Origin of the sequence: Sphingomonas sp., assembly GCF_964263785.1 — a bacterium.
GTDB lineage: Bacteria > Pseudomonadota > Alphaproteobacteria > Sphingomonadales > Sphingomonadaceae > Sphingomonas.
The window spans coordinates 1-25,422 of record NZ_CAXVWL010000002.1 but is presented as its reverse complement, the minus strand read 5'-3'; the positions used below and the strand labels follow the sequence as shown (position 1 = coordinate 25,422).

At 69.7% G+C, this 25,422-nt stretch carries 25 protein-coding genes; 20 read left to right on the top strand and 5 right to left on the bottom strand.

Annotation, left to right across the window (positions count from 1 at the left end; translation table 11 throughout):
• Window positions 1–153 precede the first annotated feature (153 nt).
• Window positions 154–786: a TetR/AcrR family transcriptional regulator gene (locus ACE5C1_RS00260; RefSeq protein ID WP_374942058.1), complete on the top strand. Its 633-nt coding sequence runs from the start codon at window positions 154–156 to the stop codon at window positions 784–786.
• Window positions 787–933: 147 nt separating this feature from the next.
• On the opposite strand, the gene ACE5C1_RS00255 is transcribed toward ACE5C1_RS00260, so the two are convergent.
• The 5 genes from ACE5C1_RS00255 to ACE5C1_RS00235 form a co-directional block, all read right to left on the bottom strand.
• Entirely contained in the window at window positions 934–1,566 is a 633-nt protein-coding gene (locus ACE5C1_RS00255) for a 2-dehydro-3-deoxy-6-phosphogalactonate aldolase (RefSeq protein WP_374942057.1), read from the bottom strand.
• Window positions 1,563–2,420 (bottom strand): 2-dehydro-3-deoxygalactonokinase, encoded by an 858-nt coding sequence (locus tag ACE5C1_RS00250; RefSeq protein WP_374942056.1) that lies wholly within the window; start codon window positions 2,418–2,420, stop codon window positions 1,563–1,565. Before ACE5C1_RS00250 ends, ACE5C1_RS00255 begins: the two co-directional genes overlap by 4 nt.
• 4 nt (window positions 2,421–2,424) lie before the next feature.
• On the bottom strand, window positions 2,425–4,023 hold the full coding sequence (locus ACE5C1_RS00245) for a sodium/solute symporter (RefSeq protein WP_374942055.1): 1,599 nt from the start codon (window positions 4,021–4,023) through the stop codon (window positions 2,425–2,427).
• Window positions 4,024–4,262: 239 nt separating this feature from the next.
• Window positions 4,263–5,315, bottom strand: a complete 1,053-nt coding sequence (locus ACE5C1_RS00240) for an acyl-CoA dehydrogenase family protein (RefSeq protein ID WP_374942054.1) — start codon at window positions 5,313–5,315, stop codon at window positions 4,263–4,265.
• On the bottom strand, window positions 5,312–6,493 hold the full coding sequence (locus ACE5C1_RS00235) for an acyl-CoA dehydrogenase family protein (protein ID WP_374942053.1): 1,182 nt from the start codon (window positions 6,491–6,493) through the stop codon (window positions 5,312–5,314). Before ACE5C1_RS00235 ends, ACE5C1_RS00240 begins: the two co-directional genes overlap by 4 nt.
• Before the next feature lie 93 nt (window positions 6,494–6,586).
• Here ACE5C1_RS00235 and ACE5C1_RS00230 point away from each other — a divergent pair, with 93 nt between their 5' ends.
• The 19 genes from ACE5C1_RS00230 (at window position 6,587) to ACE5C1_RS00140 (ending at window position 25,344) form a co-directional block, all read left to right on the top strand.
• A complete protein-coding gene (locus ACE5C1_RS00230; protein ID WP_374942052.1) occupies window positions 6,587–7,717 on the top strand; it encodes a CaiB/BaiF CoA transferase family protein in 1,131 nt (376 codons plus the stop codon).
• Window positions 7,714–8,553: an HpcH/HpaI aldolase/citrate lyase family protein gene (locus ACE5C1_RS00225; RefSeq protein ID WP_374942051.1), complete on the top strand. Its 840-nt coding sequence runs from the start codon at window positions 7,714–7,716 to the stop codon at window positions 8,551–8,553. Before ACE5C1_RS00230 ends, ACE5C1_RS00225 begins: the two co-directional genes overlap by 4 nt.
• Before the next feature lie 48 nt (window positions 8,554–8,601).
• The gene (locus tag ACE5C1_RS00220) at window positions 8,602–9,363 is read left to right on the top strand and encodes a histidine phosphatase family protein (protein WP_374942050.1); all 762 of its coding nucleotides are present in this window, start codon (window positions 8,602–8,604) and stop codon (window positions 9,361–9,363) included.
• The gene (locus tag ACE5C1_RS00215) at window positions 9,360–10,226 is read left to right on the top strand and encodes an NAD(P)H-hydrate dehydratase (protein ID WP_374942049.1); all 867 of its coding nucleotides are present in this window, start codon (window positions 9,360–9,362) and stop codon (window positions 10,224–10,226) included. Before ACE5C1_RS00220 ends, ACE5C1_RS00215 begins: the two co-directional genes overlap by 4 nt.
• A gap of 54 nt (window positions 10,227–10,280) precedes the next feature.
• Window positions 10,281–12,665, top strand: a complete 2,385-nt coding sequence (locus ACE5C1_RS00210) for a TonB-dependent receptor (RefSeq protein ID WP_374942048.1) — start codon at window positions 10,281–10,283, stop codon at window positions 12,663–12,665.
• Window positions 12,666–12,678: 13 nt separating this feature from the next.
• On the top strand, window positions 12,679–13,464 hold the full coding sequence (locus ACE5C1_RS00205) for a TOBE domain-containing protein (protein ID WP_374942047.1): 786 nt from the start codon (window positions 12,679–12,681) through the stop codon (window positions 13,462–13,464).
• An 11-nt stretch (window positions 13,465–13,475) separates the two neighbouring features.
• Window positions 13,476–13,976 (top strand): homogentisate 1,2-dioxygenase, encoded by a 501-nt coding sequence (locus tag ACE5C1_RS00200; protein ID WP_374942046.1) that lies wholly within the window; start codon window positions 13,476–13,478, stop codon window positions 13,974–13,976.
• Between the two features lie 54 nt (window positions 13,977–14,030).
• The gene (gene ptsP, locus ACE5C1_RS00195; RefSeq protein ID WP_374942045.1) at window positions 14,031–16,301 is read left to right on the top strand and encodes a phosphoenolpyruvate--protein phosphotransferase; all 2,271 of its coding nucleotides are present in this window, start codon (window positions 14,031–14,033) and stop codon (window positions 16,299–16,301) included.
• 111 nt (window positions 16,302–16,412) lie between these two features.
• A complete protein-coding gene (locus ACE5C1_RS00190; protein WP_374942044.1) occupies window positions 16,413–17,390 on the top strand; it encodes a helix-turn-helix domain-containing protein in 978 nt (325 codons plus the stop codon).
• Between the two features lie 75 nt (window positions 17,391–17,465).
• The gene (locus ACE5C1_RS00185; protein WP_374942043.1) at window positions 17,466–18,404 is read left to right on the top strand and encodes a hypothetical protein; all 939 of its coding nucleotides are present in this window, start codon (window positions 17,466–17,468) and stop codon (window positions 18,402–18,404) included.
• Between the two features lie 102 nt (window positions 18,405–18,506).
• The gene (tilS, locus tag ACE5C1_RS00180) at window positions 18,507–19,475 is read left to right on the top strand and encodes a tRNA lysidine(34) synthetase TilS (RefSeq protein ID WP_374942042.1); all 969 of its coding nucleotides are present in this window, start codon (window positions 18,507–18,509) and stop codon (window positions 19,473–19,475) included.
• A gap of 109 nt (window positions 19,476–19,584) precedes the next feature.
• Window positions 19,585–21,552, top strand: coding sequence for an ATP-dependent zinc metalloprotease FtsH (gene ftsH / locus ACE5C1_RS00175; RefSeq protein ID WP_374942041.1), 1,968 nt, complete (start codon window positions 19,585–19,587; stop codon window positions 21,550–21,552).
• 61 nt (window positions 21,553–21,613) lie between these two features.
• On the top strand, window positions 21,614–21,988 hold the full coding sequence (locus tag ACE5C1_RS00170) for a hypothetical protein (RefSeq protein ID WP_374942040.1): 375 nt from the start codon (window positions 21,614–21,616) through the stop codon (window positions 21,986–21,988).
• A 74-nt stretch (window positions 21,989–22,062) separates the two neighbouring features.
• The gene (locus ACE5C1_RS00165) at window positions 22,063–23,319 is read left to right on the top strand and encodes a glutamate-5-semialdehyde dehydrogenase (RefSeq protein WP_374942039.1); all 1,257 of its coding nucleotides are present in this window, start codon (window positions 22,063–22,065) and stop codon (window positions 23,317–23,319) included.
• Window positions 23,320–23,350: 31 nt separating this feature from the next.
• Entirely contained in the window at window positions 23,351–23,605 is a 255-nt protein-coding gene (locus ACE5C1_RS00160; protein WP_374942038.1) for a CopG family ribbon-helix-helix protein, read from the top strand.
• The gene (locus tag ACE5C1_RS00155; protein ID WP_374942037.1) at window positions 23,602–23,892 is read left to right on the top strand and encodes a type II toxin-antitoxin system RelE/ParE family toxin; all 291 of its coding nucleotides are present in this window, start codon (window positions 23,602–23,604) and stop codon (window positions 23,890–23,892) included. Before ACE5C1_RS00160 ends, ACE5C1_RS00155 begins: the two co-directional genes overlap by 4 nt.
• The gene (locus tag ACE5C1_RS00150; protein ID WP_374942081.1) at window positions 23,892–24,509 is read left to right on the top strand and encodes a nicotinate-nucleotide adenylyltransferase; all 618 of its coding nucleotides are present in this window, start codon (window positions 23,892–23,894) and stop codon (window positions 24,507–24,509) included. Before ACE5C1_RS00155 ends, ACE5C1_RS00150 begins: the two co-directional genes overlap by 1 nt.
• Before the next feature lie 70 nt (window positions 24,510–24,579).
• Window positions 24,580–24,909 (top strand): ribosome silencing factor, encoded by a 330-nt coding sequence (gene rsfS, locus ACE5C1_RS00145; protein WP_374942080.1) that lies wholly within the window; start codon window positions 24,580–24,582, stop codon window positions 24,907–24,909.
• Window positions 24,910–24,921: 12 nt separating this feature from the next.
• Complete coding sequence (locus ACE5C1_RS00140; RefSeq protein WP_374942036.1) at window positions 24,922–25,344, top strand: 23S rRNA (pseudouridine(1915)-N(3))-methyltransferase RlmH; 423 nt, start codon at window positions 24,922–24,924, stop codon at window positions 25,342–25,344.
• Window positions 25,345–25,422: the final 78 nt, after the last annotated feature.

Sequence of the window (25,422 nt, the reverse complement as noted above, 5' to 3'; positions counted from 1 at the left end):
CGCCGCCGTCCGATGTGATCCCGGACCGTCGCACGAAGCATTCTATCTCACACTAGATTTTCTAGCGCAACACAGAAAGCGTGACGCGCGGTTGGGTATGCTTGCGGTTGCGGTGTCAACCCGTAGATAGGGCCTTATGGATGGCCGGTGCGGATGGACGAGGTAACGGTCGCTGCGGTCGCGGCGGACCTCCCGCGTCCGCTTTCACGCAGCCGCAAATCCGCCAAGAAGCGCGATGCGATCATGGCCGCGGCCACCCGCATCCTGAACGCGCGTACCTACGCACTCGCCACGATGACCGAGATCGCGGCCGCGCTCGACCTGCGCGACGCCACCCTATATTACTATTTCCCGAGCAAGCAGGCGCTGTTCTACGCCTGCCATGTGCGCTCGATCGGGCGCTTCGAGGGCTTTCTGGTCGCAGCGGACAAGGAGGGCGCGACGGGCGCGGCCAAGCTCGAACGCTTCCTGACGCTGCTGGTCACCGATTCGGCGCGGAACGGGTCGCTCCTCTATTTCGGCGACTATTTCCATCTCGAACCCGAGCATCGCGACGCGATCGCCGCGTGGGCCGACCGGCTGACGCTCAAGCTCGAACGCTTTCTCGAGGTCGGCATCGCGGACGGCTCGATCGTGCGGTGCGAAACGAAGCTGGTCGTGCAGCTGCTGCTCGGCATGCTGATCTGGCTGGCCAAATGGGTGCCGGGCGTCGAGGATATCACCGCCAAACGCCTGCTCGCCGCGATCGGCGCGTTCAGCATCCATGGTCTCGAGAGCCGCGAATAGGCCTGATGTTTGGCCGTGCCGGGCTTGTGCGACGATAGCGGCCAGGGTCCAGAGCCACGGCAAGCGGTCGCATAGCCCCGCGGGGGCGAAGGCGGGATGCTGCGCGCAGAGGCGCGAGACGCGCGCCGTGGCGAGCGGGGCGTTCGCTCAAACCACCGCCAACGCAGCCACGAACTTCGCCGCGCGCGCACCCACTTCTTCCGCACTCATGCCCGGTGCATACAGCGCCGAGCCTAGCCCGAAACCCGCCGCGCCGGCCTTGGTCCACTCTGGCAGCACCTCCGGCACGATGCCGCCGACCGGCAGGACGCGCGTGTCCTTGGGCAGGATCGCGCGCATCGCTTTCAGCACGGCGGGGCTCGCCGCCTCGGCCGGGAACAGCTTCAGCGCGGCGGCGCCGGCTTCGAGGGCGGCGAAGGCTTCGGTGGGGGTGGCGATGCCGGGCATGGCGACGTAGCCGCGCTCCGCTGCCGCCGCGATCACCTTCACGTTCGCATTGGGGGCGATGATGACGGTGCCGCCCGCGGCGCCGACCGCGTCGACGTCCTCGACGCGCAGCACGGTGCCCGCGCCTATGATGGCGCGGCCTGCCAGCCGTTTGGCGAGGCGGGCGATGCTGTCGAGCGGTTGCGGCGAGTTCATCGGCACTTCGATGATCGTGAAGCCTGCCGCGACCAGCGCGTCGCCCATGGGTTCGACCTCGTCGGGCTTCACGCCGCGCAGGATCGCGACGAGCGGGCAGCGGGCAAAGGCGGCGTCGAAGGCTTGCGCGTGGGTCATGCTGTCAGTTCCCGGATGCGGGTGATGCCCGCCACGAAGGCGGCGTGGCTGTCGACGAGGTGGGGGGTACCGCCGAGCGCGGTCACGGCGACCGAGTAGAGCGCGCCGAGCGCCGGATCGGCGAGGATGTGGACGGCCTCACCCGCTGCGATGCGGGTGGAGACGTCGGCGCCGATCAGCAGGCCGCTGGCCAAGGAGGCGGCGTCCTGCTCGACGCCGAGGACGGCACGCGCGCGGATGGCGAAGAGGCTGGCGGCGAGGTCGTGGCGGGCGCCCTCCGCGACGCCTGCGAGGAAGGCGTCACCGGGCGTCGCGTCGCGGTCGATCTGGTGGCGCAGGATGCTGTGCGCGCGGAGCAGCGAGAACAATTCGCCCGTCATCGCGGTGGTGAAGCTCGCGATCCGGCCCCCTTCGATCCGCGCCCATTTGCAATGCGTGCCGGGCTGCGCGAGCAAGGCGTCGGCGGGGACGCTGCCGGCGGCGACCGCGCCGAGCAGCTGCACCTCTTCCCCGCGCATCACGTCCGCGCGGGTGCCGTCGCGGTACGACAGGCCGGGGACGATCGCGGTGCGCGCATCGACCCGGTCGAGCCCGGCGGCGACCTCCTCGAACCCCGCGGGGGCGGCGACATACGGGACTTCGCGCCAGCCGATCGTCGATCCGACCATCCCCGCCAGCAGCATCGGCAGATCGCCGAGCCGTTCTCGGATGCCCGCCACCTCGGCCGGGTAATCGTTGCGCGGGACCATCGCGGCGCCGTGATCGTCACGCTCGGTGGCAACGACCCGGCCGTCCTCGATCACGAAGGCGCGGCGGTTGGTGGTGCCCCAGTCGACCGCGATGAACCGGTTCATGGCTTCACCACCACGTCGCGTAGATCGCGATCAGGATCAGGATTACTGCGACCCCGCCTGCATTGAACCCCGCGGTGGTGCGGAACGCCACGCCCTGCATCGTGATCCGGTTGCTGTTCGCGCGCGCGTTGACGACCAGCGACAGGACGACCGCGAGCGCGAGCGAGATCAGGAAGACGACACTCATCCGGTTCATGAACGGAAAGTCGGGCAGGAACTTGTAGAACAGGAACGACACGACGACCGAAGCGACCGCGGCGGCGATCGCGCCGGCTTCGTTGGCGCGCTTCCAGAACAGCCCGAGCAGGAAGATGACGGTGATGCCCGGCGTGAAGAAGCCGGAGAATTCCTGGATGAACTGGAACGCCTGGTCCGACTGGCCGATCAGCGGCCGCGCGGTGAGCATCGCGATCAGGATGGCGACGCAGGCGGTAATGCGGCCGACCAGGACCAGCTTGCGCTCGTCGCCCGCGCGCAGCTCCACTTCGTCCTCGGCGCGGGTCGGCAGCTTGCGGAACTTGGCGTAGAGATCGAGGGTGAAGATCGTCGCAATCGAATTGATCTTCGATGCGGTCGACGCGATGATCGCGGCGATCAGCGCGGCGAAGACGAGGCCGAGCAGCCCGGGGGGGAGCAACTGGAGCATCGTCGGATAGGCCTGGTCGGGGCGCGCGAGATTGGGCGCGAGGACGACCGCGGCGATGCCGGGGACGACGATGACCAGCGGCATCAGCAGTTTCAGGAAGGCGGCGAAGACGACACCCTTCTGTGCTTCGCCCAGGTTCTTGGCGGCGAGCGCGCGCTGGATGATGTACTGGTTGAACCCCCAGTAGCTGAGGTTGGCGATCCACATTCCGCCGATCAGGACCGCGAGGCCGGGCAGCTCCTTGTAGTGCGGGTTGTCGGGCGACAGGATCATGTCGAAATGGTCGGGAACGCGTCGCGTCAGCTCGGCGAAGCCGCCGACGATCCCTGCGTCGCCGCCGATCTTGCCCAGCGTCAATGCCGAGACCAGCAGGCCGCCCGCGACCAGCAGGGTCACCTGGACGATGTCGGTCAGCGCCACCGCCTTCAAGCCGCCGCGGATCTGGTAGAGCAGCGCGAAGGCGCCGAGTGCGAACAGCGCGATGTTCTGGTCGACGCCCGCGACCTGGTTGACCGCGATCGAGCCCAGCCAGATGATGCTGGTCAGGTTCACGAAGACGTAGAGCGCGAGCCAGAACAGCGCCATGATCGTGCGGATCGAGGGGCCGTACCGTTGCTCCAGGAACTGCGGCATCGTGTAGATTTCGTTGCGCAGGAAGATCGGCAGGAAGAACTTGCCGACGATCAGCAGCGTCAGCGCAGCCATCCATTCGTAGGAGGCGATCGCCAGGCCGATGGCGTAGCCCGATCCGGCCATGCCGACGATCTGTTCGGCGGAGATGTTGGCCGCGATCAGCGACGCGCCGATCGCCCACCAGGGGAGCGATTTGGAGGCGAGAAAATAGTCGGACGAATCCTTGGTATGCCCGGCCTTGTCGCGGCTGACATATTGCGCCAGCACGAAGATGAAGATGGCATAGGCCACCACCACCACGATATCGATCGTCGACAAGCCCACGGCGCATCCCCCTCTTTTGCGGGAGGGATAGCGTAGGTGGCGGCGGGCGCCAAGATTTTATCCGATAATTGCTTGGGGGGTGTGCAATCCTCCCCTGCCACGGGGAAGTGGCGCCGAAGGCGTCGGAGGGGGGGAAGTCCAAACGCCGGTTCGGGAATCCTCCCCCTCCGTCACGCTACGCGTGCCACCTCCCCCTGGCGGGGAAGGATGCCGTTCAGCTGCAACTCGAACGCCAGACACTACCGCCCCAGTTCGATAAACCGCTGCAGGTGAAAATCCTCGTCGCCGAGCTGGTGGTCGATCATCACCAGCCGCTTGGCATAATGCGAGACCGCATATTCCCACGTCATGCCGATGCCGCCGTGCATCTGCACCGATTCCTCGGCCACCATCTGCCCGGTGCGGCCGACCGTATATTTGACCGCAGCCAGCGCCCGCGCGCGGGCCTTCGCGTCGGTGCCGTCGAAGGCGTAGGCGGCGTTGATGACCGACGAGCGTGCCTGTTCGATTTCGAGCAGGACGTCGGCCATGCGGTGCTGGAGTGCCTGGAACTTGCCGATCGGGACGCCGAACTGCTTGCGATCGCGCAGATAGCCGAGCGTCGCCTCCTTGACGAACTCCATCGCGCCGAGGCTTTCGGCGGCCAGCGCGAGCAGCCCGGCCTCGATCGCGGCCTCACGCACGTCCGTACCGCCGATGCGGGTGGCAGGCGTGCTGGCGAAGGTGACCTCGCCAGCGGCGCCACCGTCGATGAGGTTGTAGCTGCGCACCGACACGCCTGCGGCATCGGCGGGGACGAGGAACACCGCATCGCCGGCGGTCACGACGAACACCTGCGCCGCACCCGCCTGCGGCACCACCGCCTTGGTGCCCGACAGCGTCCACGCGTCGCCGTCCTGCGCCGCCGCCACCGGGTCCGCCGCATCGTCATGCGCAAAGGCAGCGATCGTCTCGCCCGCGACGATGCGCGCCAGCGTCTCGTGCTGCCCGCCCGCGGCGGTGAGCGCGCGGCCCGCCATCAGCGCGCCGAGGACGGGCTCGACCGCGAGCGCGCGGCCGAGTGCCTCGAACACCACCATGATGTCGAAGCCGCTGCCGCCGAACCCGCCCGAGGCCTCGTCGAACAAGGCGCCGACGATACCGAGTTCGCTCAGTTGCGCCCAGGCGGCGGCGTCGTAGCCGGTCTCGCCGTACGCCGCGTGGTTGCGCGTCTCGATCGAATAGGTGTCGCCAAGCGCGCGGCTGAGCGTGTCGGCCAGCATGCGGCGGTCGTCGGACTGCTCGAAATTCATAGCTCCAGGATCGCCTTGGAAATGATGTTCTTCTGGATTTCGTTGGAGCCGCCGAAGATCGACAGCTTCCGGTTGTTGAAATAGCCCGGCGCCGCGGTCTGGGCGTCCGCCGGGCCGACGGGCTCGCCGTTCCAGCCCGCCTCCAGCGCCTCCGGGATGTAGGGCGCGGCATAGGGGCCGTAGGCGCGGCGGGTCAGCGCGGTGATCTCCTGGCGGATCACGGTGCCCTTGATCTTGAGCATCGAGCTTTCGGCGCCCGGCGCGCCGCCGCCCGCGACCGCGGCGATGACGCGCATGTCGGTGGTCTGCATGTTGGCGAGCTCGATCTCGACGCGCGCCATGCGCGCGGCGAACAGCGGATCGTCGATCTTGCGCTGGTCGATCGCGACCTCCTTCAATCGCTTGAAGGCGGCGATCGACGCGCCGACCCCGGCGATGTTGGTGCGCTCATAGGTCAGCAGGTATTTGGCGTAGGTCCACCCGGCGTTCTCCTCGCCGACCAGGTTCGCCACCGGCACGCGGACGTCGGTGAAGAACACCTCGTTCACCTCGGCCTCGCCGTCGAGCAGGACGATCGGGCGCACGTCGATCCCCGGCGTGTCCATGTCGATCAGCAGGAAGGAAATGCCCTCCTGCTTCTTGGCAGCCATGTCGGTGCGAACGAGGCAGAAGATCTTGTTGGCGAACTGGCCCAGCGTCGTCCACGTCTTCTGGCCGTTGACGACATAATGGTCGCCGTCCCTGATCGCGGTCGTCTTGAGGCCCGCGAGGTCGGATCCGGCGCCCGGCTCCGAATAGCCCTGGCACCACCAATCCTCGCCCGACAGAATGCGCGGCAGGATCTGGGCCTTCTGCTCCTCCGACCCGTATTTGATGAGCACGGGGCCGAGCATGTTCACGCCGAAGGGCACGACGCGGGGTGCGTGCGCGAGGGCTGCCTCGTTTTCGAAGATCGAGCGCTCGACGACGCTCCAGCCGGGGCCGCCATACCGCTGCGGCCAATGGTTCGCCAGCCAGCCGCGTTCGCCAAGGATCGCGTGCCATTCCTCCATGTCCGCCTTGCGCGGGCGTTTGCCCAGACGGACCAGGCCGGAGAGGCGTTCGGGCAGCTTTTCCTTGAAAAACGCGCGGACCTCGTCGCGGAACGCTTCTTCCTGGGGGGTGAACGACAGGTCCATGACCGACTCCTGATGTGATCGGGGGTGGCCATACCGCATAATCGAAGCGTACGTCACCCCGGTATCCGGCTTGACGGTGGGAGTAAGGCAGAAGTGGGCGCACTGACTGGAGTTCGGATCGTTGAGCTCGCCGGCATCGGCCCGGCACCGTTTGCGGGGATGATGCTGGCCGATCACGGCGCGGAGGTGATCCGCATCGACCGACCGGGCGCGCCCGACGACCCCAGCGACGTCCTCCGCCGTGGACGCAAGTCGATCGCGCTCGATTTGAAGCGGCCCGAGTCGATCGTGATCGTCCGCGACCTTGCCCGCAGCGCGGACGGACTGATCGAGGGGTTCCGGCCGGGGGTGATGGAGCGGCTGGGGCTGGGGCCCGACGTGCTGCTCGGCGACAATCCGCGGCTCGCCTACGGTCGCATGACGGGGTGGGGGCAGACCGGACCGTTGAGCGCGTTGGCCGGGCACGACATCAACTATCTCGCGATCTCGGGAACGCTCGGCGCGATCGGGCGGGCGGGGGAGGCGCCGGTGCCGCCGCTGAACCTGGTCGCGGATTTCGGCGGCGGCGGCATGCTGCTGGCGTTCGCGATGACCGCGGCGATCCTCCACGCGCGTGGCGGCGGTGCCGGTCAGGTGATCGACTGTGCGATGACCGAGGGGTCGGCACTGCTCGCCGCGATGGTCTGGGGCTTTCGCGCCTCGGGCCGCTGGCACGACGAGCGGGGCGGCAACATCCTCGATACCGGCGCGCCCTTCTACGAGATCTATGCGTGCGAGGACGGCGGCCATGTCGCGATCGGATCGATCGAGCCGCAATTCTATGGAGCCCTGCGCGCCAAGCTGGGGCTTGCCGAAGATCCGGCGTTCGATGCGCAGTTCGACCGCGGTGGCTGGCCTGCGCTGAAGGCGAAGCTCGCGGCGCTGTTCGCCACCCGCACGCGCGCCGCATGGGAGGATACGTTCGCCGATGCGGATCTGTGCTTCGCCCCGGTCCTGACCTTTGCCGAGGCACCCGTGCACCCCCACGCGGTCGCGCGCGGCAGTTTTGCGGCGCCCGGCGGGGTCGTCCAACCCGCGCCCGCACCGCTGTTCTCCGCCACGCCCGCACGCGCGCCCGAGACGCCGCGTCCGCCCGGCGGCGATGCGGCGGAGCTCCTCCGCAGCATCGGCTACGACGACGCGCGCATCGCCGCGCTCGCCGCGGACAAGGTCATCGGCGCATGATCCGCCCGATCCGCAGCGCGCTCTACATGCCCGCGAGCAACGCGCGCGCCATCGACAAGGCGCGAGACCTCCCGTGCGACGCGGTGATCCTCGACCTGGAGGATGCGGTCGCGCCCGACGAGAAGCCCCGCGCGCGCGAAGCCGCGGTGCAGGCGGCGCGAGAGGGCGGGTTCGGCGAGCGCACGCTGGTCGTCCGGGTCAACGCGCTCGACACCGAATGGGGCGCCGACGATATCAGCGCGGTGGCAGGCGCCGGGTTCGACGCGGTGCTCGCGCCCAAGGTCGACGGTCCCGACGACGTCCACGCCTATGCCGCGCTGCTCGGCGGTCGCTGCGACCTGTGGATCATGATCGAGACGTGCCGCAGCGTGTTCGCGCTCGAACCGCTCGCCGCCTGCGCGCAGGACATGGCGCTCACCACCTTCGTGCTCGGCACCAACGATCTCGCCAAGGCGATGCGCGCACGGCTGACGCCAGAACGCGCGCCCTTCCTGCCCTTCCTCGCCCACGCGGTCGCCGCCGCGCGCATCCACGGGCTGGCCGTCCTCGACGGCGTGTACAACGCGATCGACGATGCGGCCGGCTTTGCGGCAGCGTGCGCGCAAAGCGTCGAATACGGCTGCGACGGGCGTACGCTGATCCACCCGTCGCAGATCGCCGCCTGCAATGCCGCCTTCTCGCCGAACGAGGCCGAGATCGCGCAGGCCCGCGCGATCGTCGCCGCCTTCGACTTGCCCGCGAACCGCGACAGGGGCGCAGTGCGGGTGAACGGCGCGATGGCCGAGCGGCTCCACCTCGACCAGGCGCGCCTCACGCTCGCGCTGGCGGAACGCTAGGCTTCGCCAGCGATTATCCGCGCGGGAGATGCGCATGGACCATTTGACTTGAGCAACGCACGCTGGCCGAGCCGGCTGTGGATCGTCCGTCACGGCGAGAGCGCGGGCAATGTCGCGCGCGATGCTGCGCAGGCGAGCGGCGCCACCCGCATCGCGATCGACATGCGCGACGTCGACGTGCCGCTGTCCCCGCGCGGCGAGGACCAGGCGCGCGCGCTCGGCCGCTGGTTCGCGGGCAATCCCGGTGAGCGTCCTGAGGTGCTGCTCGCCTCCCCCTATGCGCGCGCGCAGGCGACCGCACGGCTGTTCGCCGAAAGCGGCGGCATGGCGGGGGATGGCGTGCCGTGTATCGACGAACGGCTGCGCGAAAAGGAATTCGGCATCCTCGACGGGCTGACCACCGGCGGCATCGTCGAACTGCAACCCGAGCAGGCCGAATTTCGCCGCCTGCTCGGTAAATTCTATCACCGCCCGCCCGGCGGCGAGAGCTGGTGCGACGTCATCTTCCGGCTGCGCAGCGTGATGGACACGATCGCGCTCCATTATGCGGGCAAGCCGGTGATGATCGTCGCGCACCAGGTCGTCGTGCTGTGCCTGCGCTACGTGATCGAGGGAATGAGCGAGGCGCAGATCCTGGAGATCGACCGCGAGGGCGACGTGGCCAATTGCTCGGTCACCGAATATCGCTTCGATGCCGCCGCCGCGGGGGACGGCGCCATGGCACTGGTCCGCTACAACGCGACCGCGCCGGTGGCGGAGCAGGCGACCGTCACCACCGAGCTCTCGCGCAGCATCGGCGCCAGCGGATGACGCGGCTCGACAGCGCCTGGATCGCCGCCAACCCCGCGCCCGTTCACGGATCGGGGACGACCAAGAACAGCCGCGGCCGGGTGCTCGCGATCGGCGGCGCGGCGAGCGTCCCCGGCGCGCTCAGGCTGACCGGCGAAGCGGCGTTGCGCGCGGGCGCCGGCAAGCTGCAGATCGCGACGATCGCCTCGGCGGCGCTGCTGCTCGGGGTCGCGGTGCCCGAAGCCGGGGTGATCGCTCTGCCCGAGGAGGACGGTGAGATCGGCGACTGCGGCGACCGGCTGACAAAGCCGCTGGCCGCGTGCGACGCGCTCGTCGTCGGGCCCGGCATGGGCGAACCCGCCGCCGCCGGGCGCTTGCTCGCGCACGTCCTAGCCGCGGTCGGCGACGATACCGGCATCGTGATCGACGCGACCGCGATCCCCGAGCTGAAAGGCTGCCGTGCGCGCGCCGAGGCGTGCGCGGACAGAATCGTCATTACCCCGCACCACGGCGAGATGGCGGCGCTGACCGGCGACAGCGCGGATGCGATCGCCGCCGACCCCGAACGCGCGGCGCTGGCGGTCGCGCGCGAATACGGCATCACCGTGGTGCTGAAGGCCGACGACACGGTGATCGCCGCGCCCGACGGCACCGTCCTGCATTACATCGGCGGCGGCATCGGGCTGGCTACCGCGGGGTCGGGCGACGTGCTGGCGGGTGCGGTCGCCGGGCTGCTGTCGCGCGGCGCCACCCCGCTGGTCGCGGCGGGCTGGGGCGTATGGCTCCACGGCCATGGCGGCAGGCGGGTCGCCACCCGGCGCGGGCCGATCGGCTTTCTGGCGCGCGAACTGCCGGGCGAATTTCCGCGGTTGCTGCCGCAGTAGCTGTTCAAACCCGCTGCCCCCGTTATGTAGCCAAGCTACATAACGTGGTTAGGCATGAAGACAATCTGGATCACGGCGGCTGCGTTGGGAGTGACGGCTGCGCCTGTGGCTGCGCAGGACGCCCCGGCTGCGCAAGCTGCGGACGCCGATCACGGCGTGCCCACCGTCATCGTCACCGCGCGCCGCCGGGCGGAGGATGCGCAGCGGGTGCCCGGATCGCTGTCGGTGGTCGACGGCGCGCTGCTCGACCGATCCTATACCGTCAACACCCAGCAGCTCTCGCAGCTGGCGCCCGCGCTGAACTACAGTTCGGCCAATCCGCGCAACACCGCCTTCACGGTCCGCGGGCTCGGCAGCAGCGTCGTCGCGGTCAGCCAGGCCAATGACGGGCTGGAGCCGGGCGTCGGCTTCTACGTCGACCAGGTCTATCACGCCCGCCCCGCCACCGCGGCGTTCGACTTCAGCGATATCGAGCGGGTCGAGGTGCTGCGCGGGCCGCAGGGCACGCTGTTCGGCAAGAACGCCACCGCAGGGGCGATTCTGCTCACTACCCGCGCGCCGACGTTCACCAGCGAAGGCGAGGCCGAGATCAGCTATGGCAGCTTCGATTTCGTCCAGGCCAAGGCGGCGGTGTCGGGCGCGCTGATCGGCGACGTACTGGCCGGGCGCCTGTCTGTCGTCAGCACGCGGCGCGACGGGGTGATCGACAATGTCGTCACCGGCCGTGCGCAGAACACGGTCGGCAATCAGGCGATCCGCGCGCAATTGCTCTACCTGCCGTCCGCCGACGTGTCGGTGAAGATCGGCGCCGACTTCACCAATTTCCAGAGCAACTGCTGCACCCAGGTCTATTACAATTTGGCCACCCGCGCGACGACGTTCCGCACCGCCACCCGCCAGTTCGCCGGCCCCACCGGCCTGGCCGCGCAGTTCGGCTATGCGCCGCCCAGCACCAATCCCTACGACCGCGTGACCGATATCGACGCGGCGCTCGGGGTCGACACCAACGAAGGCGGGGTGGGGGTGATCGCCGACTGGACGCTCGGGGGCGCGACGCTCACCTCGGTCAGCGCGTGGCGCTTCTGGAACTGGGATGCCGCGAACGACCGCGACTATACCGGCATCCCGGTCCAGATCGAACAGCACATCCCCTCCCGCCAGGATCAGTACAGCCAGGAACTGCGCCTCGCCTCCAACGGCGATCGCGCCTTCAGCTATGTCGGCGGCGTGTACGTGTTTCGCCAGCGGGTCATCGGCCGCCCGATCTCGATCTACGGCCCCGCCGCGGCGCGCTACCTGATCGGCACGACCACCGGTACCGGCGCCGCGGCGGTGGCGGTCCCGGGCAACCTGCTCGACGGCTACGGCACCGACGGCCGCACCGATTTCCGCTCGGACAGCTATGCCGCGTTCGGCGAGGTCAACTGGCGCCCGGTCGAGCGCGTCACGCTGACCGGCGGCCTGCGCTATACCTATGAGGAGAAGGAGGGGACGTACGACACCTTCGTCTTCGGCGGGTTGCAGACCGCGAACGCCGCGCTCAACGCCGCCAAGCTGTCGATCCTGCGCGGCCAGAGCTATGCGGCCGGCGTCAAGGACGGCGCGCTGACCGGGCGCGGCAACATCGCGTTTCAGGCGAGCGACGATGTCCTTGGCTATGCCAGCTATGCGCGCGGCGAGAAATCGGGCGGGATCAACATGTCGGGCCTGCCGCTCGACGACCGCAACAGCCCCGCGCTCGGCACCGCGGTGGTGCGGCCCGAGAAGAACATCAATTACGAGGTGGGGCTGAAAACCCGGCTGTTCGACCGGCGGCTGGTCCTGAACGTCGACGGCTTCTATTCGCGAGTCACCGATTTCCAGGCGAATGTCACCGACACCCGCGCCGCCGCCGCGCTGCGCACCTATCTCGCCAACATCCCCAGGGTGACCGTCAAGGGCTTCGAGGCGGATGCGGTCGCCGCGGTCACGCGCAATCTGTCGCTGCGCGGCAGTGTCGCCTACGCCGATGGGACGTTCGATTCCTACCCTGCGGCGCCGTGCCCGATCGAGCGGATCGGCAACACCGCCTCGGTCTGCGATCTGTCGGGCCAGCGGCTGCCGAGCCTGCCGCGCTGGTCCTACACCCTGGGCGGCGACTATGTGCAGCCGCTGGGCGACGGCGGCAGCGCGTTCGTGCACGCCGATTCGAACACCCGCACGCGGCAGTTCGGCGATCCGTCGGGATCGGCGTTCACGGTCATCGAGGGCTATACGATCGTCAACGCCAGCATCGGCTTTCGCGCCCGCGAAGGCTGGGAGCTGGCGCTGTTCTCGCGCAACCTGTTCGACAAGGACTATATCCAGAACGTGACGATCCAGGCGGGCAATTCGGGCCTGATCCTGGCGACGCCGAGCGACCCGCGCGTGATCGGGGTTACCTTGCGCGTCCGGCAGTGACTATGATGCGCGGATGGGATCGGTCCACGCCAGCGTCGTCCTGAACCGTGCGGCGGGGCGCGTCGGGGCGGACCGCATCGCGCTTCTCCGCGCGATCGGTGCCAGCGGATCGATTGCGGCGGGGGCAAAGGCGGTGGGCCTGAGCTACAAGGCGGCGTGGGACGCGGTGCAGGTGATGAACAACCTGTTCGCCCGGCCGCTCGTCCTGCCGTCCGCGGGCGGCTTGACGGGGGGCGCCAGCGTGGTGAGCGCGGAGGGCGTGCAGGTGATCGCCGCCTTCGATGCGGTCGAGATCGAGCTTGCGTCCGCCATCGCGCGGCTCGAAGAGGGGCTGTCCAATTCGCCGCTCCGGCCCTTGCTGATGGGAATTGCCATGAAGACCAGCGCCCGCAACGCGCTCCGCGGCACCGTGTCGCATATCGTCGAGGGGACGGTCGACGCCGAAGTGGTGCTGGGGATCGCGCAAGGGGTCGAGATCGTCGCGACGATCACCCGCGCCAGCGTCGCGGCGCTCGGGCTCGCGCCGGGTTCGGTGGCGACCGCGCTGATCAAGTCGAGCTTCGTCATCCTGGCGCGCGGCGAGCCGGGCCTGCGCACTTCGGCGCGCAACTGCCTGGCCGGGACCGTCGTCGCGCGCGAGGATGGCGAGGTTGGCAGCGAGGTGACCCTCGAGCTCCAACTTGGCAAGACGCTGGTCGCCACGCTCACCCGTGCAAGCGCCGACGCGCTGGGCCTCACCGTCGGCACCCCCGCGCTCGCGCTCATCAAGGCCAGCCACGTCCTGCTGGCGGTCGACTGACGGAAATCCCCATGCTCGCTCTCGCCCTCACGCTGCTCGCCCAGGCACATGCCGCGATGCCCGCGCCTTCGCGCCCCGATCCGCAGGTTTGCCCGGCCGCAGCGGCGATCCCGCGCGAACTCGCCGGCTGGCGCACGATGACGCCGGTCGCTGCGCGTGACACGCCCGCGGTGATCCGCGTCGGGCAGGCTGCCCGCGCGAGCCTGCTCCCCACCGCCGCGGTGACCTACCCGCTTGCCCCCGCCAGGCCCGCCGCCGCGAACACCAGCGGCGGCGTCTTCGCCTTCGAGGTCGCGCGTGCCGGCACCTACCGCGTGGCGCTCGGCGCGGGCGCCTGGATCGACGTCGTCCAGGGCGGCAAGGCGCTCGCCTCCACCGCCCACGCGCACGGCCCGGACTGCTCGCCGGTGCGCAAGACCGTCGACTTCCGCCTCACCCCCGGCCGCTACCTGGCCCAGATCGTGGGCAGCCCGGCCCCGGTCCTTGAACTGATGGTCGCGCGGCTGCGCTAGCGACAAGAGAAAGTTGCGTGGCACCGCCCGCGCGCATCTGTTAGCCCTGCGGCCATGCCCTCGGCCGCCGCCTCCGCCCGCGAGATCCTTGTCCGCCTTCACGACGTGATGGCGGGGCGCACCGCGCCGCAGGCCAAGCTCAACGCGGTGGTCCAGATCATCGGCGAGGCGATCGGCAGCGAGGTGTGCTCGATCTACCTGCTGCGCGAGGGCGTGCTCGAGCTCTACGCGACGCGGGGCCTGGCGCAGGAAGCCGTCCACGTCACCAAGCTGGCGCTGGGCGAGGGGCTGGTCGGCACGATCGCCGAGGATGTCGAGGTGCTGAACCTCGACGAGGCGACCAGCCATCCGAATTTCGTCCATAATCCCGAGACCGGCGAAGAGCGCTTCCACAGCTTTGCCGGCGTGCCGATCATCCGCCGCGAGCGCGCGGTGGGTGTCCTCGCGGTCCAGCACGTCGATCCGCGCCGCTATCAGGATGTCGAGATCGAGGCGTTGCAGACCGTCGCGATGGTGCTGAGCGAACTGATCGCCAACGCCGGGCTGGTCGATGTCGCCACGACGGGCGCCGACCGTCCGCAATCGACCGCATCGGTGCGGCTGCCGGGGCTGAAACTGGTCGAGGGCATGGGGGCGGGATGCGCGGTCTATCACCAGCCGCGGATCACGGTCGAGCATACCGTCGCCGAGGACATCGACGCCGAACGCCACCGCGTCTACGCCGCGTTCGACAAGATGCGCGAGCAGATCGACCGCATCACCCGCGAGGCCGAATTCGGCATGGCGGGCGAGCACGACGAGGTCATCGCGACCTACAAGATGTTCGCCTACGACGAGGGCTGGTCGCGGCGGATCAACGAGGCGATCGACAGCGGCCTGACCGCCGAGGCCGCGATCGAGCGGGTGCAGCAGCGCACCCGCCAGCGGATGCGCCAGATCGACGATCCGCTGCTCGCCGACCGGATGCACGACCTGGAGGACCTCTCCAACCGGCTGCTCAGGATCGTCTCGGGCCAGATGGGCACCGCCGCGCAATTCGGGCTGCGGCGCGACACGATCCTGATCGCGCGCAACCTGGGCCCCGCCGAGCTGCTCGAATACGACAAGCGCCGGTTGAAGGGCGTGGTGCTCGGCGAAGGCTCGCTCACCGCGCACGTCACCATTGTCGCGCGCGCGATGGGGGTGCCGGTGCTCGGGCGCGTCGCTGGCTTGCGCCGGACGATCGCGGAGGGCGACTTGCTGCTCCTCGATTCGACCGAATCCAACGTCTTCGTGCGGCCGTCCGCGGCGATGGAGGAGGCGTTCGAATCGAAGCTGGCGGTGCGCCAGAAGCGCAAGGCCGCCTATGCACGCTTGCGCGACGTGCCGCCGGTGACGAAGGACGGCGAGCGCATCACCCTGATGGTCAACGCCGGGCTGCGCGACGATGCGGCGGCGCTCGACCTCACCGGCGCCGACGGCATCGGCCTGTTCCGCACCGAATTCCAGTTCCTCGTTTCGTCCTCGCTCCCCCAGCGCGAGCGCCAGCAGCGGCTGTACAAGGAGGTGCTCGACGCCGCGGGGGACCGTCCGGTGGTGTTCCGCACCGTTGACATCGGCGGCGACAAGGCGCTGCCCTATCTGGTCACCGCCTCGGCCGACGAGGAGAACCCGGCGATGGGCTGGCGCGCGCTGCGCCTCGCGCTCGAACGCGACGGGCTGATGAAGGCGCAGGCGCGCGCGCTGATCGATGCGGCGGCGGGACGCACCCTCAATGTCATGTTCCCGATGGTCAGCGAGCCGTGGGAGTTCGACGAGGCCAAGGCGTTGTTCGAGGCGCAGCGCGCGTGGATCGGCGCGCGCGGCAAGCGGCTGCCGACCGAGATCCGCTACGGCGCGATGCTGGAGGTCCCCGCGCTTGCCGAACAGCTCGACATCCTGCTGCCCAAGATCCAGTTCCTTTCGGTCGGCACCAACGACCTGACCCAGTTCCTGTTTGCCGCCGACCGCGCCAACCCGAAGCTCGCCGAACGCTACGACTGGCTCAGCCCGTCGATCCTGCGCTTTCTCGCGCGCCTCGTCGCGCCAGCGCGCGCGGCCGGCGTGGACCTCGGCGTCTGCGGCGAGATGGGCGGCCGGCCTCTCGAGGCGATGGCGCTGATCGGGCTCGGCATCGACCGGCTGTCGATCACCCCGGCGGCGGTCGGACCGCTGAAAGCGATGGTCCGCTCGCTCGACGCGGGTGCGCTGCGCACCGCGATGACGGCGTGGCTCGCACACCCGCCGCGCGACCTGCGCGATGTGCTGACGGCGTGGGCGGCCGAGGCCGGCGTCGAATTGGCGTGACCGGGCGACGGACGCCCCGGCTGGCGCGTTGACAGGCGAGACTCGCTCTGGAAGACGGTGGCCGGCGCACGCGGGTGCGGCGGGCGGTGTTCGCCGGGATCGGAGAAGTTGATGGACGAAGTCGACGCCGGTCCGACGGGGGCTCCGACAGCGCCCCAGCCGGGTGCGGCACCGCAGTCGCTCGGCGCAACGCTGCGCGCCTTGCGCGAGGCGCAGGGCCTGAGCCTGGCGGAGGTCGGCGCGCGTACTCGCGTGCCGCTGCGCCACCTCGAAGCGATCGAGGCCGCCGACTACGCCGCGCTGCCCGCACCGACCTACGCGGTCGGCTTCGCGCGCGCCTATGCCCGCGCGATCGGCGCGGACGAGGTCGCGACCGCCAAAGCGGCGCGGATCGAGGTCGACCGGCTCGGCCGGCGCCAGCCCGAATACGAGCCCTATGAAGTCACCGATCCGGCACGGGTCCCGTCGCGCGCGGTCGCGATCGTCGCGGCCGGCCTGGCTTTGGGCCTGCTGGTGCTCGTGGCGCTGTATTTCGGCGGCGACTGGCTGCAGCGATCGTCCGCGCCGTCGCTGCCGGATGCCGCCCCGGTCGTGGCGACCCGCGCGGTGCCCGCACCCACGCCGACCGCCGCCGCCGGCTCGGGCGAGGTGGTGCTGACCGCCACCGACGAGGTGTGGCTGCGCGTCTACGATGCCGCGGACACGACGCTGAAGATCGGCACGATGCAGCCCGGCGAGCGCTACGTCGTCCCCGCGACCGCGACCGACCCCCAGATCAACGTCGGCCGCCCCGACAAGCTGGCAGTGACGCTGAACGGCGCCGCGGTGCCGCCGCTGGGCACCGGCGAACGCCCGATCAAGGACGTCCACATCGGCCCCGCGGCGCTCGCCGCGCGGCTGGCGGGAACGCCCGTACCCCAGCCCGTAGCGGTGCCAAGCGCCACTGCGGCCGCATCGCCCGAGCCGGCTGCCGCGCCCCGGCGCACTGTCCGTCGCGAGCGTTCACGGCCACGTCGCCGGGTCCTGACCGAAACGCAGCGCGCGAACCTGGAGGCCGCGCGCAACCTGGCTCGCCCGCGACCGCGCTGACCGCGCAGGGCTGGCGACAGCGTCCGCAAACCCGCTATAGCGATCCCGAGTACATCCCTGGGGGGGCCGTAACCGATGCGTAAGCTGCTGATTCCCGTCCTGTTCGCCACCGCCGCCATTCCCGCAGCGGCGTTCGCGCAGTCCAACGTCGAGGGCCGCGTCGGCAAGCTCGAAAGCGAGATGCGTGCGGTCCAGCGCAAGGTGTTTCCGGGCGGCGCCGGCCAGTACATCCAGCCCGACGTGACCGCGCCCGAAACCCCGGTCGGTCCCGGCCCGGGCACGCCTGCGTCGAGCGCGATCGTCGACCTCACGTCGCGCGTCACCTCGCTCGAAAGCCAGATGGCGTCGCTGACCGGCCAGATCGAGGAGAACCAGAACCGCGTCCGCCAATTGCAGGACGCGTTCGACGCCTATCGCCGCACCAACGATGCGCGGGTCAAGGCGGTCGAGGCGCCCGGCGCTGCGGTCCGCGACGCGCCGGACGCCGCGGCCGACGACACGTCCCCGCCGCCGCGCGCCGGCGCCCGTCCGCCGACGGCATCGACGCGTCCTGCCACTGCGCCGGTCAGGAGCGACCCGGCCCGCGCGACGCAGGTCGCGGCGGTCGAGCGGCCCGCAAGCGGCGATACGCCCGAAGACGAATACCTTTATGGCTACCGCTTGTGGGCGGCCAAGCTCTATCCCGAGGCCGAGGCGCAGCTGAAGAAGGTCGCCGCCGACTATCCCAGGCATCGCCGCGCCAGCTATGCCAAGAACCTGCTCGGCCGCGCCTATCTCGACGACGGCAAGCCGAGCCTGGCGTCGATGACCTTCTACGACAATTACAAGACCCTCCCCGACGGCGAACGCGCGCCCGAGAGCCTGTATTACCTGGCGCAGGCGCTGGTGACCCTCAAGAAACCCGCCGATGCGTGCAAGGTCTATGGCGAGCTCGGCGACGTCTATGCCGCCAAGATCGGCGCGTCGATGAAGGCCGACATCGCCCGCGGGCGCGCGGCGGCGAAGTGCCAGTAGCCCGACTAGAGAACGTAGTCCGACGTTCGTGCGAATGACCGCGCTATTCCTCCCCGTTCCGGGGAGGATCATGAGCGCACCGATCTCACGCGCAGCCCGCCCATGACCGAACCCGCCCGCTTCCTCGCCGACCTCGCCCGCGTCGCCGGGACCACCCCCGCGCCGCTGCTCCTCGCGGTCTCGGGCGGCCCCGACAGCATGGCGATGCTCGCGCTTGCCGCCGCCGCGCTGCCCGGCGGCATCGCGGCCGCCACCGTCGACCACGGCCTCCGTCCGGAGGCCGCCGCCGAAGCGGCCATGGTTGCCGGCTGCTGCGCAAGCCTCGGCGTGCCCCACGCCACCCTGACCGGCGCGATGTCCGGCGGCGGCGCCAGCCTCCAGGCACAGGCGCGCGACGTCCGCTACGCCCTCCTCGCCGCCCACGCGCGCGCTACGGCCGCGCAGGCGATCGCCACCGCGCACCATGCGGATGACCAGGCCGAGACCTTTCTCATGCGCGCCGCGCGGGGTTCCGGGCTGTCCGGGCTGGCGGGAATCCGCACCCGCGTCGTGATCGAAGGGGCGACGGTCGTCCGGCCGCTGCTCGACTGGCGCCGCGCCGAGCTGCGCGCGATCGCCCGGCGTGCCGAAATGCCGTTCGTCGACGATCCCGCCAATGCCGACGACCGCCACGACCGCACCCGCTTCCGCCGCCTGCTCGATGCCAACGAATGGCTCGATCCGCCCCGCCTCGCGCGCGCGGCGGCGGCGCTGGCGGAGGCCGACGCCGATCTGCGTGCGGTCGCCGATTGGGTCTGGGCCGCGCGCGCTGCTTGCGGCGATGGCGCGGTGGTGACGCTGGCGATCGAAGGCCTTCCCCGCGGCCTGCTCCGCATCCTCGCCCGCCGCGCGATCGGCGCGGTCCGCGAACAGGCGGGCATCGCGACGCCGGACTGGTCCGAATCGGCCAACGTCGAACCCCTGCTCGACGCGCTGGCGCAGGGCCGCCGCGCCACCCAGGCCGGGGTGGTCGCGGGCCTGCGCCGCGGCGTGTGGCGCTTCCGTCCCGCACCCGCGCGGCGGACCGGTTGATCCTCCCCGACCAGGCTCGGGAGGACAAGGGAGATCAACCCCCTCACACCCGCGACAAACGGCTGCACTGTTCCATTGCCATTAACGTGGCTGCGCTTATCTTGACCGCATGAACGACAACGACAAGCAGCCCGGCTCCGGCGACAACAGCGGCGGTGGTCCCAATCCCTGGATGAAGAGCCTGCTGATCTGGGTCGGCATCCTCCTCGCGCTCGCCTTGTTCGTGACCATGGTCGACGGGCGCACGTCCGCGGCCGGTGGCAGCGCGGTCGAATATTCGACCTTCCTCGACAAGGTCGACGAGGGCACGGTGAAGGACGTGGTCATCAGCCGCGACCAGATCACCGGCACCTTCACCTCGGGCGAGTCGTTCAAGACGATGCCGGTTCCCGATACCCAGCTCATCCCGAAGCTGCGCGAGAAGGGCGTCGTGTTCAAGGCGCGCGCCGACGACGGCCCGTCGATCTGGCAGTATATCCTCGTTCAGTCGCTGCCGTTCCTGCTGCTGATGGGCATCGCCTTCTTCGTGCTGCGCCAGATGCAGAAGAATTCGGGCTCGGGCGCGATGGGCTTCGGCAAGAGCCGCGCGAAGATCCTGACGCAGAAGGAAGGCAAGGTCACCTTCGACGACGTCGCCGGCATCGATGAGGCGCGCGAGGAACTGGTCGAAATCGTCGAGTTCTTGAAAGACCCGACCAAATTCGCGCGCCTCGGCGGCAAGATCCCCAAGGGTGCATTGCTCGTCGGCTCGCCCGGCACCGGCAAGACGCTGCTCGCACGCGCGATCGCGGGCGAAGCGGGGGTGCCCTTCTTCACCATCTCGGGCTCCGATTTCGTCGAGATGTTCGTCGGCGTCGGCGCCAGCCGCGTGCGCGACATGTTCGAACAGGCCAAGAAGTCGGCGCCGTGCATCGTCTTTATCGACGAGATCGACGCAGTCGGCCGTCACCGCGGCGCAGGCCTCGGCAATGGCAACGACGAGCGCGAGCAGACGCTCAACCAGCTGCTGGTCGAGATGGACGGGTTCGAGGCGAACGAGGGCATCATCATCGTCGCCGCGACCAACCGTCCCGACGTGCTCGACCCGGCGTTGCTGCGCCCGGGCCGCTTCGACCGCCAGGTCGTCGTGCCGCGCCCGGATATCGAGGGCCGGATCAAGATCCTCGAAGTCCACATGAAGAAGACACCGCTCGCCCCCGACGTCGATGCGCGGGTGATCGCGCGCGGCACGCCGGGCTTCTCGGGCGCGGACCTGGCGAATCTCGTCAACGAGGCGGCGCTGACCGCGGCGCGCAAGGGCAAGCGCCTGGTCGCGATGGCCGAGTTCGAGGAGGCCAAGGACAAGGTCATGATGGGCGCCGAACGGCGTTCGATGGTCATGACCGAGGACGAGAAGCGGATGACCGCCTATCACGAGGCGGGCCACGCGATCGTATCGATCCACGAAGCGGCGAGCGATCCGATCCACAAGGCGACGATCATCCCGCGCGGGCGTGCGCTGGGCATGGTCATGCGGCTGCCCGAGCGCGACTCGTACAGCTATCACCGCGACAAGATGTACGCGAATTTGGCGGTGGCGATGGGCGGACGCGTCGCCGAGGAAGTGATCTTCGGCTACGACAAGGTCTCGTCGGGCGCGTCTTCGGACATCCAGTACGCGACCGGCCTCGCGCGCGACATGGTCACCAAATGGGGCATGTCGGACAAGGTCGGGCCCGTGGAATATGCGCAGCCCGAGGGCGAATCGTTCCTCGGCTATTCGTCGTCGCAGCCGGTCCGCATGTCCAACGCGACCGCGCAGCTGATCGACGACGAGATCAAGGGCATCGTCCAGGGCGGACTCGATCGCGCCAAGCAATTGCTGACCGACCATGTCGACCAGCTCCACCTGCTGGCCGGCGCGCTGCTCGAATACGAGACGCTGTCGGGCGACGAGATCAAGGCGCTGATCGCGGGCGACGAGATCGGCCGCGATTCGGGGCCGAAGTCGCCGTCGGTGCCGCGTGCGGGCACCTCGATCCCCAAGACGCGGCGCGGACCCGGCCCGTTCGGCTCACCGACGCCCGTCGGGGCCTGACGTTCAGCAAAGCGCAATGAAAACAAGGGCATGGGCCGCCAAACTTCGTAAAGGACGGCCCATGCGTTCTACCCTTCTATGCGCGATGATGGTGACCTTTGCCGCCGTGCCCGCAGCGGCTGCGGGCCCGACCGTCGCCGCTTTCCTCGACCGCGCCAACCCGATCCGCGACCAGGGCGTGCTCGGCATGCTGTCCCCCGACGTGCCCGAGTTGCGCGCACAGGCGAAGGCCGCGATCCGGCAGATGCACGCCGACGAAGATGCGCGCCGCGCCGCGCGACGATCGCCGCTCTACTGCAAGTCCGCCGACGAGCCCGATCCGTCGGTCGAGGACATGGTCGACGGCCTGAACGACATTCCCGAACGTCAGCAAAGCACCCTGTCGCTGAAGGACGGCATCGTCCGCGTCATGGCGCGAATGTACCCCTGCCGCTGAGCCGCTTGCCATCGAACGCGATTTCGCCCGACGCCGGAGTTTGATCGCGCGCGCGCTCATGGTAGCGCCGCGCCATGGACGGCACCCCTGACGCAATGATCGCAGCGATGGGCGCGCGCGCGCGCGCCGCCGCGCGCGTGCTCGCGGCCACGCCGACGGCCGTCAAGCAGCATGCGATAGCCGAGGCCGCCGAAGCGTTGCGGGTGGCGCAACCCGCGATTCTCGAAGCGAATGCCGCGGATATGGCGCAGGCGACCGCCGCGGGCCTGTCCCCGGCGATGCTCGATCGCCTTCGGCTCGATCCTTCGCGAATCGCGGCAATGGCGGACGGGGTGGCGGCGGTCGCAGGGCTCGCCGATCCGGTCGGCGCGATCATCGACGAGACCGTTCGTCCCAACGGCCTGGCGCTCGCGCGGGTGCGCGTGCCGATCGGGGTGATCGGCATCGTCTACGAAAGCCGCCCCAACGTCACCGCCGACGCCGCGGCGCTGTGCATCGGCAGCGGCAACGCCGCCATCCTGCGCGGCGGCTCCGAAGCCCGCCGCAGCAACGCCGCGATCCACGCTGGCCTCGCCGCCGGGCTCGCCGCCGGAGGATTGCCGCACGACTCGGTGCAGCTCGTCGCCACCACCGACCGCGCTGCGGTCGGCGCGATGCTGAGCGCGGAAGGGGTGATCGACCTGGTGATCCCGCGCGGCGGCAAGGGGCTGGTCGCGCGGGTGCAGGCGGAGGCACGCATCCCGGTGCTGGCGCACCTCGACGGGATCAACCACGTCTACGTCGATGCCTCGGCGGAGCCGGCGATGGCCGCCGCCATCGTGCGCGACGCCAAGATGCGCCGCACCGGGGTGTGCGGCGCGATGGAGACGTTGCTGATCGACCGCGCCTACCCGGCCGCGCGCGCATTGGTAGCGGCGTTGCGCGCGACCGGTTGCGAAGTCCGCGGCGACGCTGCCGTCCTCGCGCTCGACCCCGCCATCCTTCCCGCAACCGAAGCCGACTGGGACACCGAATATCTCGACGCCATCGCCTCGGTCGCGCTCGTGGGCGGGGTCGCCGGCGCGATCGCGCATATCGCGCGCCACGGCTCGCACCACACCGACGCGATCGTCGCCGAGGATGCGGGCGTCGCCGAACGCTTCCTGGCCGAAGTTGATTCCGCCATCGTCCTGTGGAACGCCTCGACCCAATTCGCCGATGGCGGCGAATTCGGCCTGGGCGCCGAGATCGGCATCGCCACCGGCCGCCTCCACGCCCGCGGCCCGGTCGCGCTGGAGGGGCTGACGACGTACAAATGGGTGGGGAAGGGCGCTGGGCAGGTGCGGGGTTGATGGTTGCGAGAGCCTTGTATACAGTTGTGACATGGTCGAGACCGTCGTCGTAACCGCTCGCATTCCCGCGGAGCTTGGCAGCCAGCTGGATAGGGTCGCGACAGATTACGATCGGCCCAAGGCATGGGTCATAGTTCGCGCGCTCGAGAGATATCTAGCTGAAGAGGTCGACTTGCTCGATTCGATTGCCGAAGGAGAAGCGGATCTGGCTGCGGGGCGCTTCTATACGCAGGAGCAGATCGAGGAGCGGTTTGGCGTGAGCCGGGATGATCGACACGCGGCATGAAGCAGGTTCGTTGGTCGAGGGCGGCCGATCGTGATCTGACCAACGCCGCGGCCGAATTGTCAAAATATCACCCCAGCATCGGACGCGATCTCGTCGTGCGCGCGATCGCATCGGGGCGTTTTTTGCTTGAAGTGCCGGGGGCAGGCGAACGACTAGGTGCCGCAGGTTGGCGCAAGTGGCGCATCAAGCGCACCCGCTATTTGGTGATCTACCGACCGATCGAGACCGGCATCGAGATTGGCCGCCTTCGACATGATCGAAGCAACTGGCGGCTTGTCCCGGATTGATCCGCATCGGCCTCTTCGGCGGCAGCTTCAACCCCGCGCACCGCGGCCACCGCCGCGTCACCCTGAACGCGATCCGCGCGCTGGCGCTGGACGAGGTCTGGTGGCTGGTCTCGCCCGGCAATCCGCTGAAAGCCGCGGCGCGCGACATGGCGCCGCTCGCCGCGCGGCTGGCATCGGCGCGCGCGATGGCGAGGCGGGCGCCGATCCGCGCCACCGCGATCGAGACGCGGCTCGGCACGCGCTACACCGTCGATACGATCGCCAAGCTCCGGCGGCGCCATCCGAAGATCCGTTTCATCTGGCTGATGGGCGCCGACAATCTGGGGCAATTCCACCGGTGGAAGGATTGGCGCGAGATCGCCCGCGCGATGCCGATTGCGGTGATCGCGCGTCCGGGATATGATGGCGCCGCCGTCACGGGTCGCGCGATGGCGTGGCTGCGGCGCTACGAACGGCGGGCGGGCGCTGGGATGACCGGGGCGAAGGCCTGGACGACGTGGAGTTTGCCGGCGCTCGTGCGCTTGACGTTCCGGCCCGATCCGACATCCGCCACCGCCGTCCGCGCGGCCGATCCCGACTGGCACGTGCGCCTGTCGGCACACCAACCAAGGAGCTGAATTGGCCATCCCGAAGATCGCCCCCCGCCCATCGGACCCGCAGGAAGTGGAGGCGCTGCGTGCGCTCGTGATGGCCAGCCTCGACGACGACCAAGCGGTCGACGCGATCTCGATTCCCCTGGCGGGCAAATCGTCGATCGCCGATCATATGGTGATCGCCAGCGGCCGTTCGACCCGGCAGGTCGCATCGATGGCGGCCAAGCTTGCCGAGCGGATCAAGGCCGAGACCGGCCGTCCGACCCGGATCGAGGGGCTGCCGACCGCCGACTGGGTGCTGATCGACGCGGGCGACGTGATCGTTCACCTGTTCCGCCCCGAGGTCCGCAGCTTCTACAACCTCGAACGCATGTGGTCGTTCGGCGATGCGCCCGCTCCTCCTGCGATGCCGGGCGACGCCTGAGCGCCCACCCGCGTGTTGCTCCACATCGTCGCGCGCGGGCGGATCGGCCGGTCTCCGGAAGCGGAACTGCTCGACCGCTATCTGAAGCGGATCACCTGGCCGACGCGGGTCAGCGAACTCCCCGACGCGGGCGGCAAGATACCAGACCTCCCCGCGCAATCGCGCCGCGTGCTGCTCGACGAGACGGGCGAGATGCTGTCGTCGATGGCGTTCGCGCAAACGCTCGCGCGCTGGCGCGACGACGGGGTGCGCGAGGCGCGGTTCGAGATCGGTGCGGCGGACGGTTTCGCCGCCGCGGAGCGCGCAGGCGCGGACCTGCTGCTGTCCTTCGGCCGCGCCACCTGGCCGCACCTGCTGGCACGCGCGATGCTCGCCGAACAGCTCTTCCGCGCGGTCAGCATCCTCGCCAACCATCCGTATCACCGGGAGGGATGATGCGCGCCCGGGGCGTCGCGGCGCTCGCCGCCTGCATGCTGCTCACGGCTCCCGGTACCGCCCAGCGCTCGCCGATCG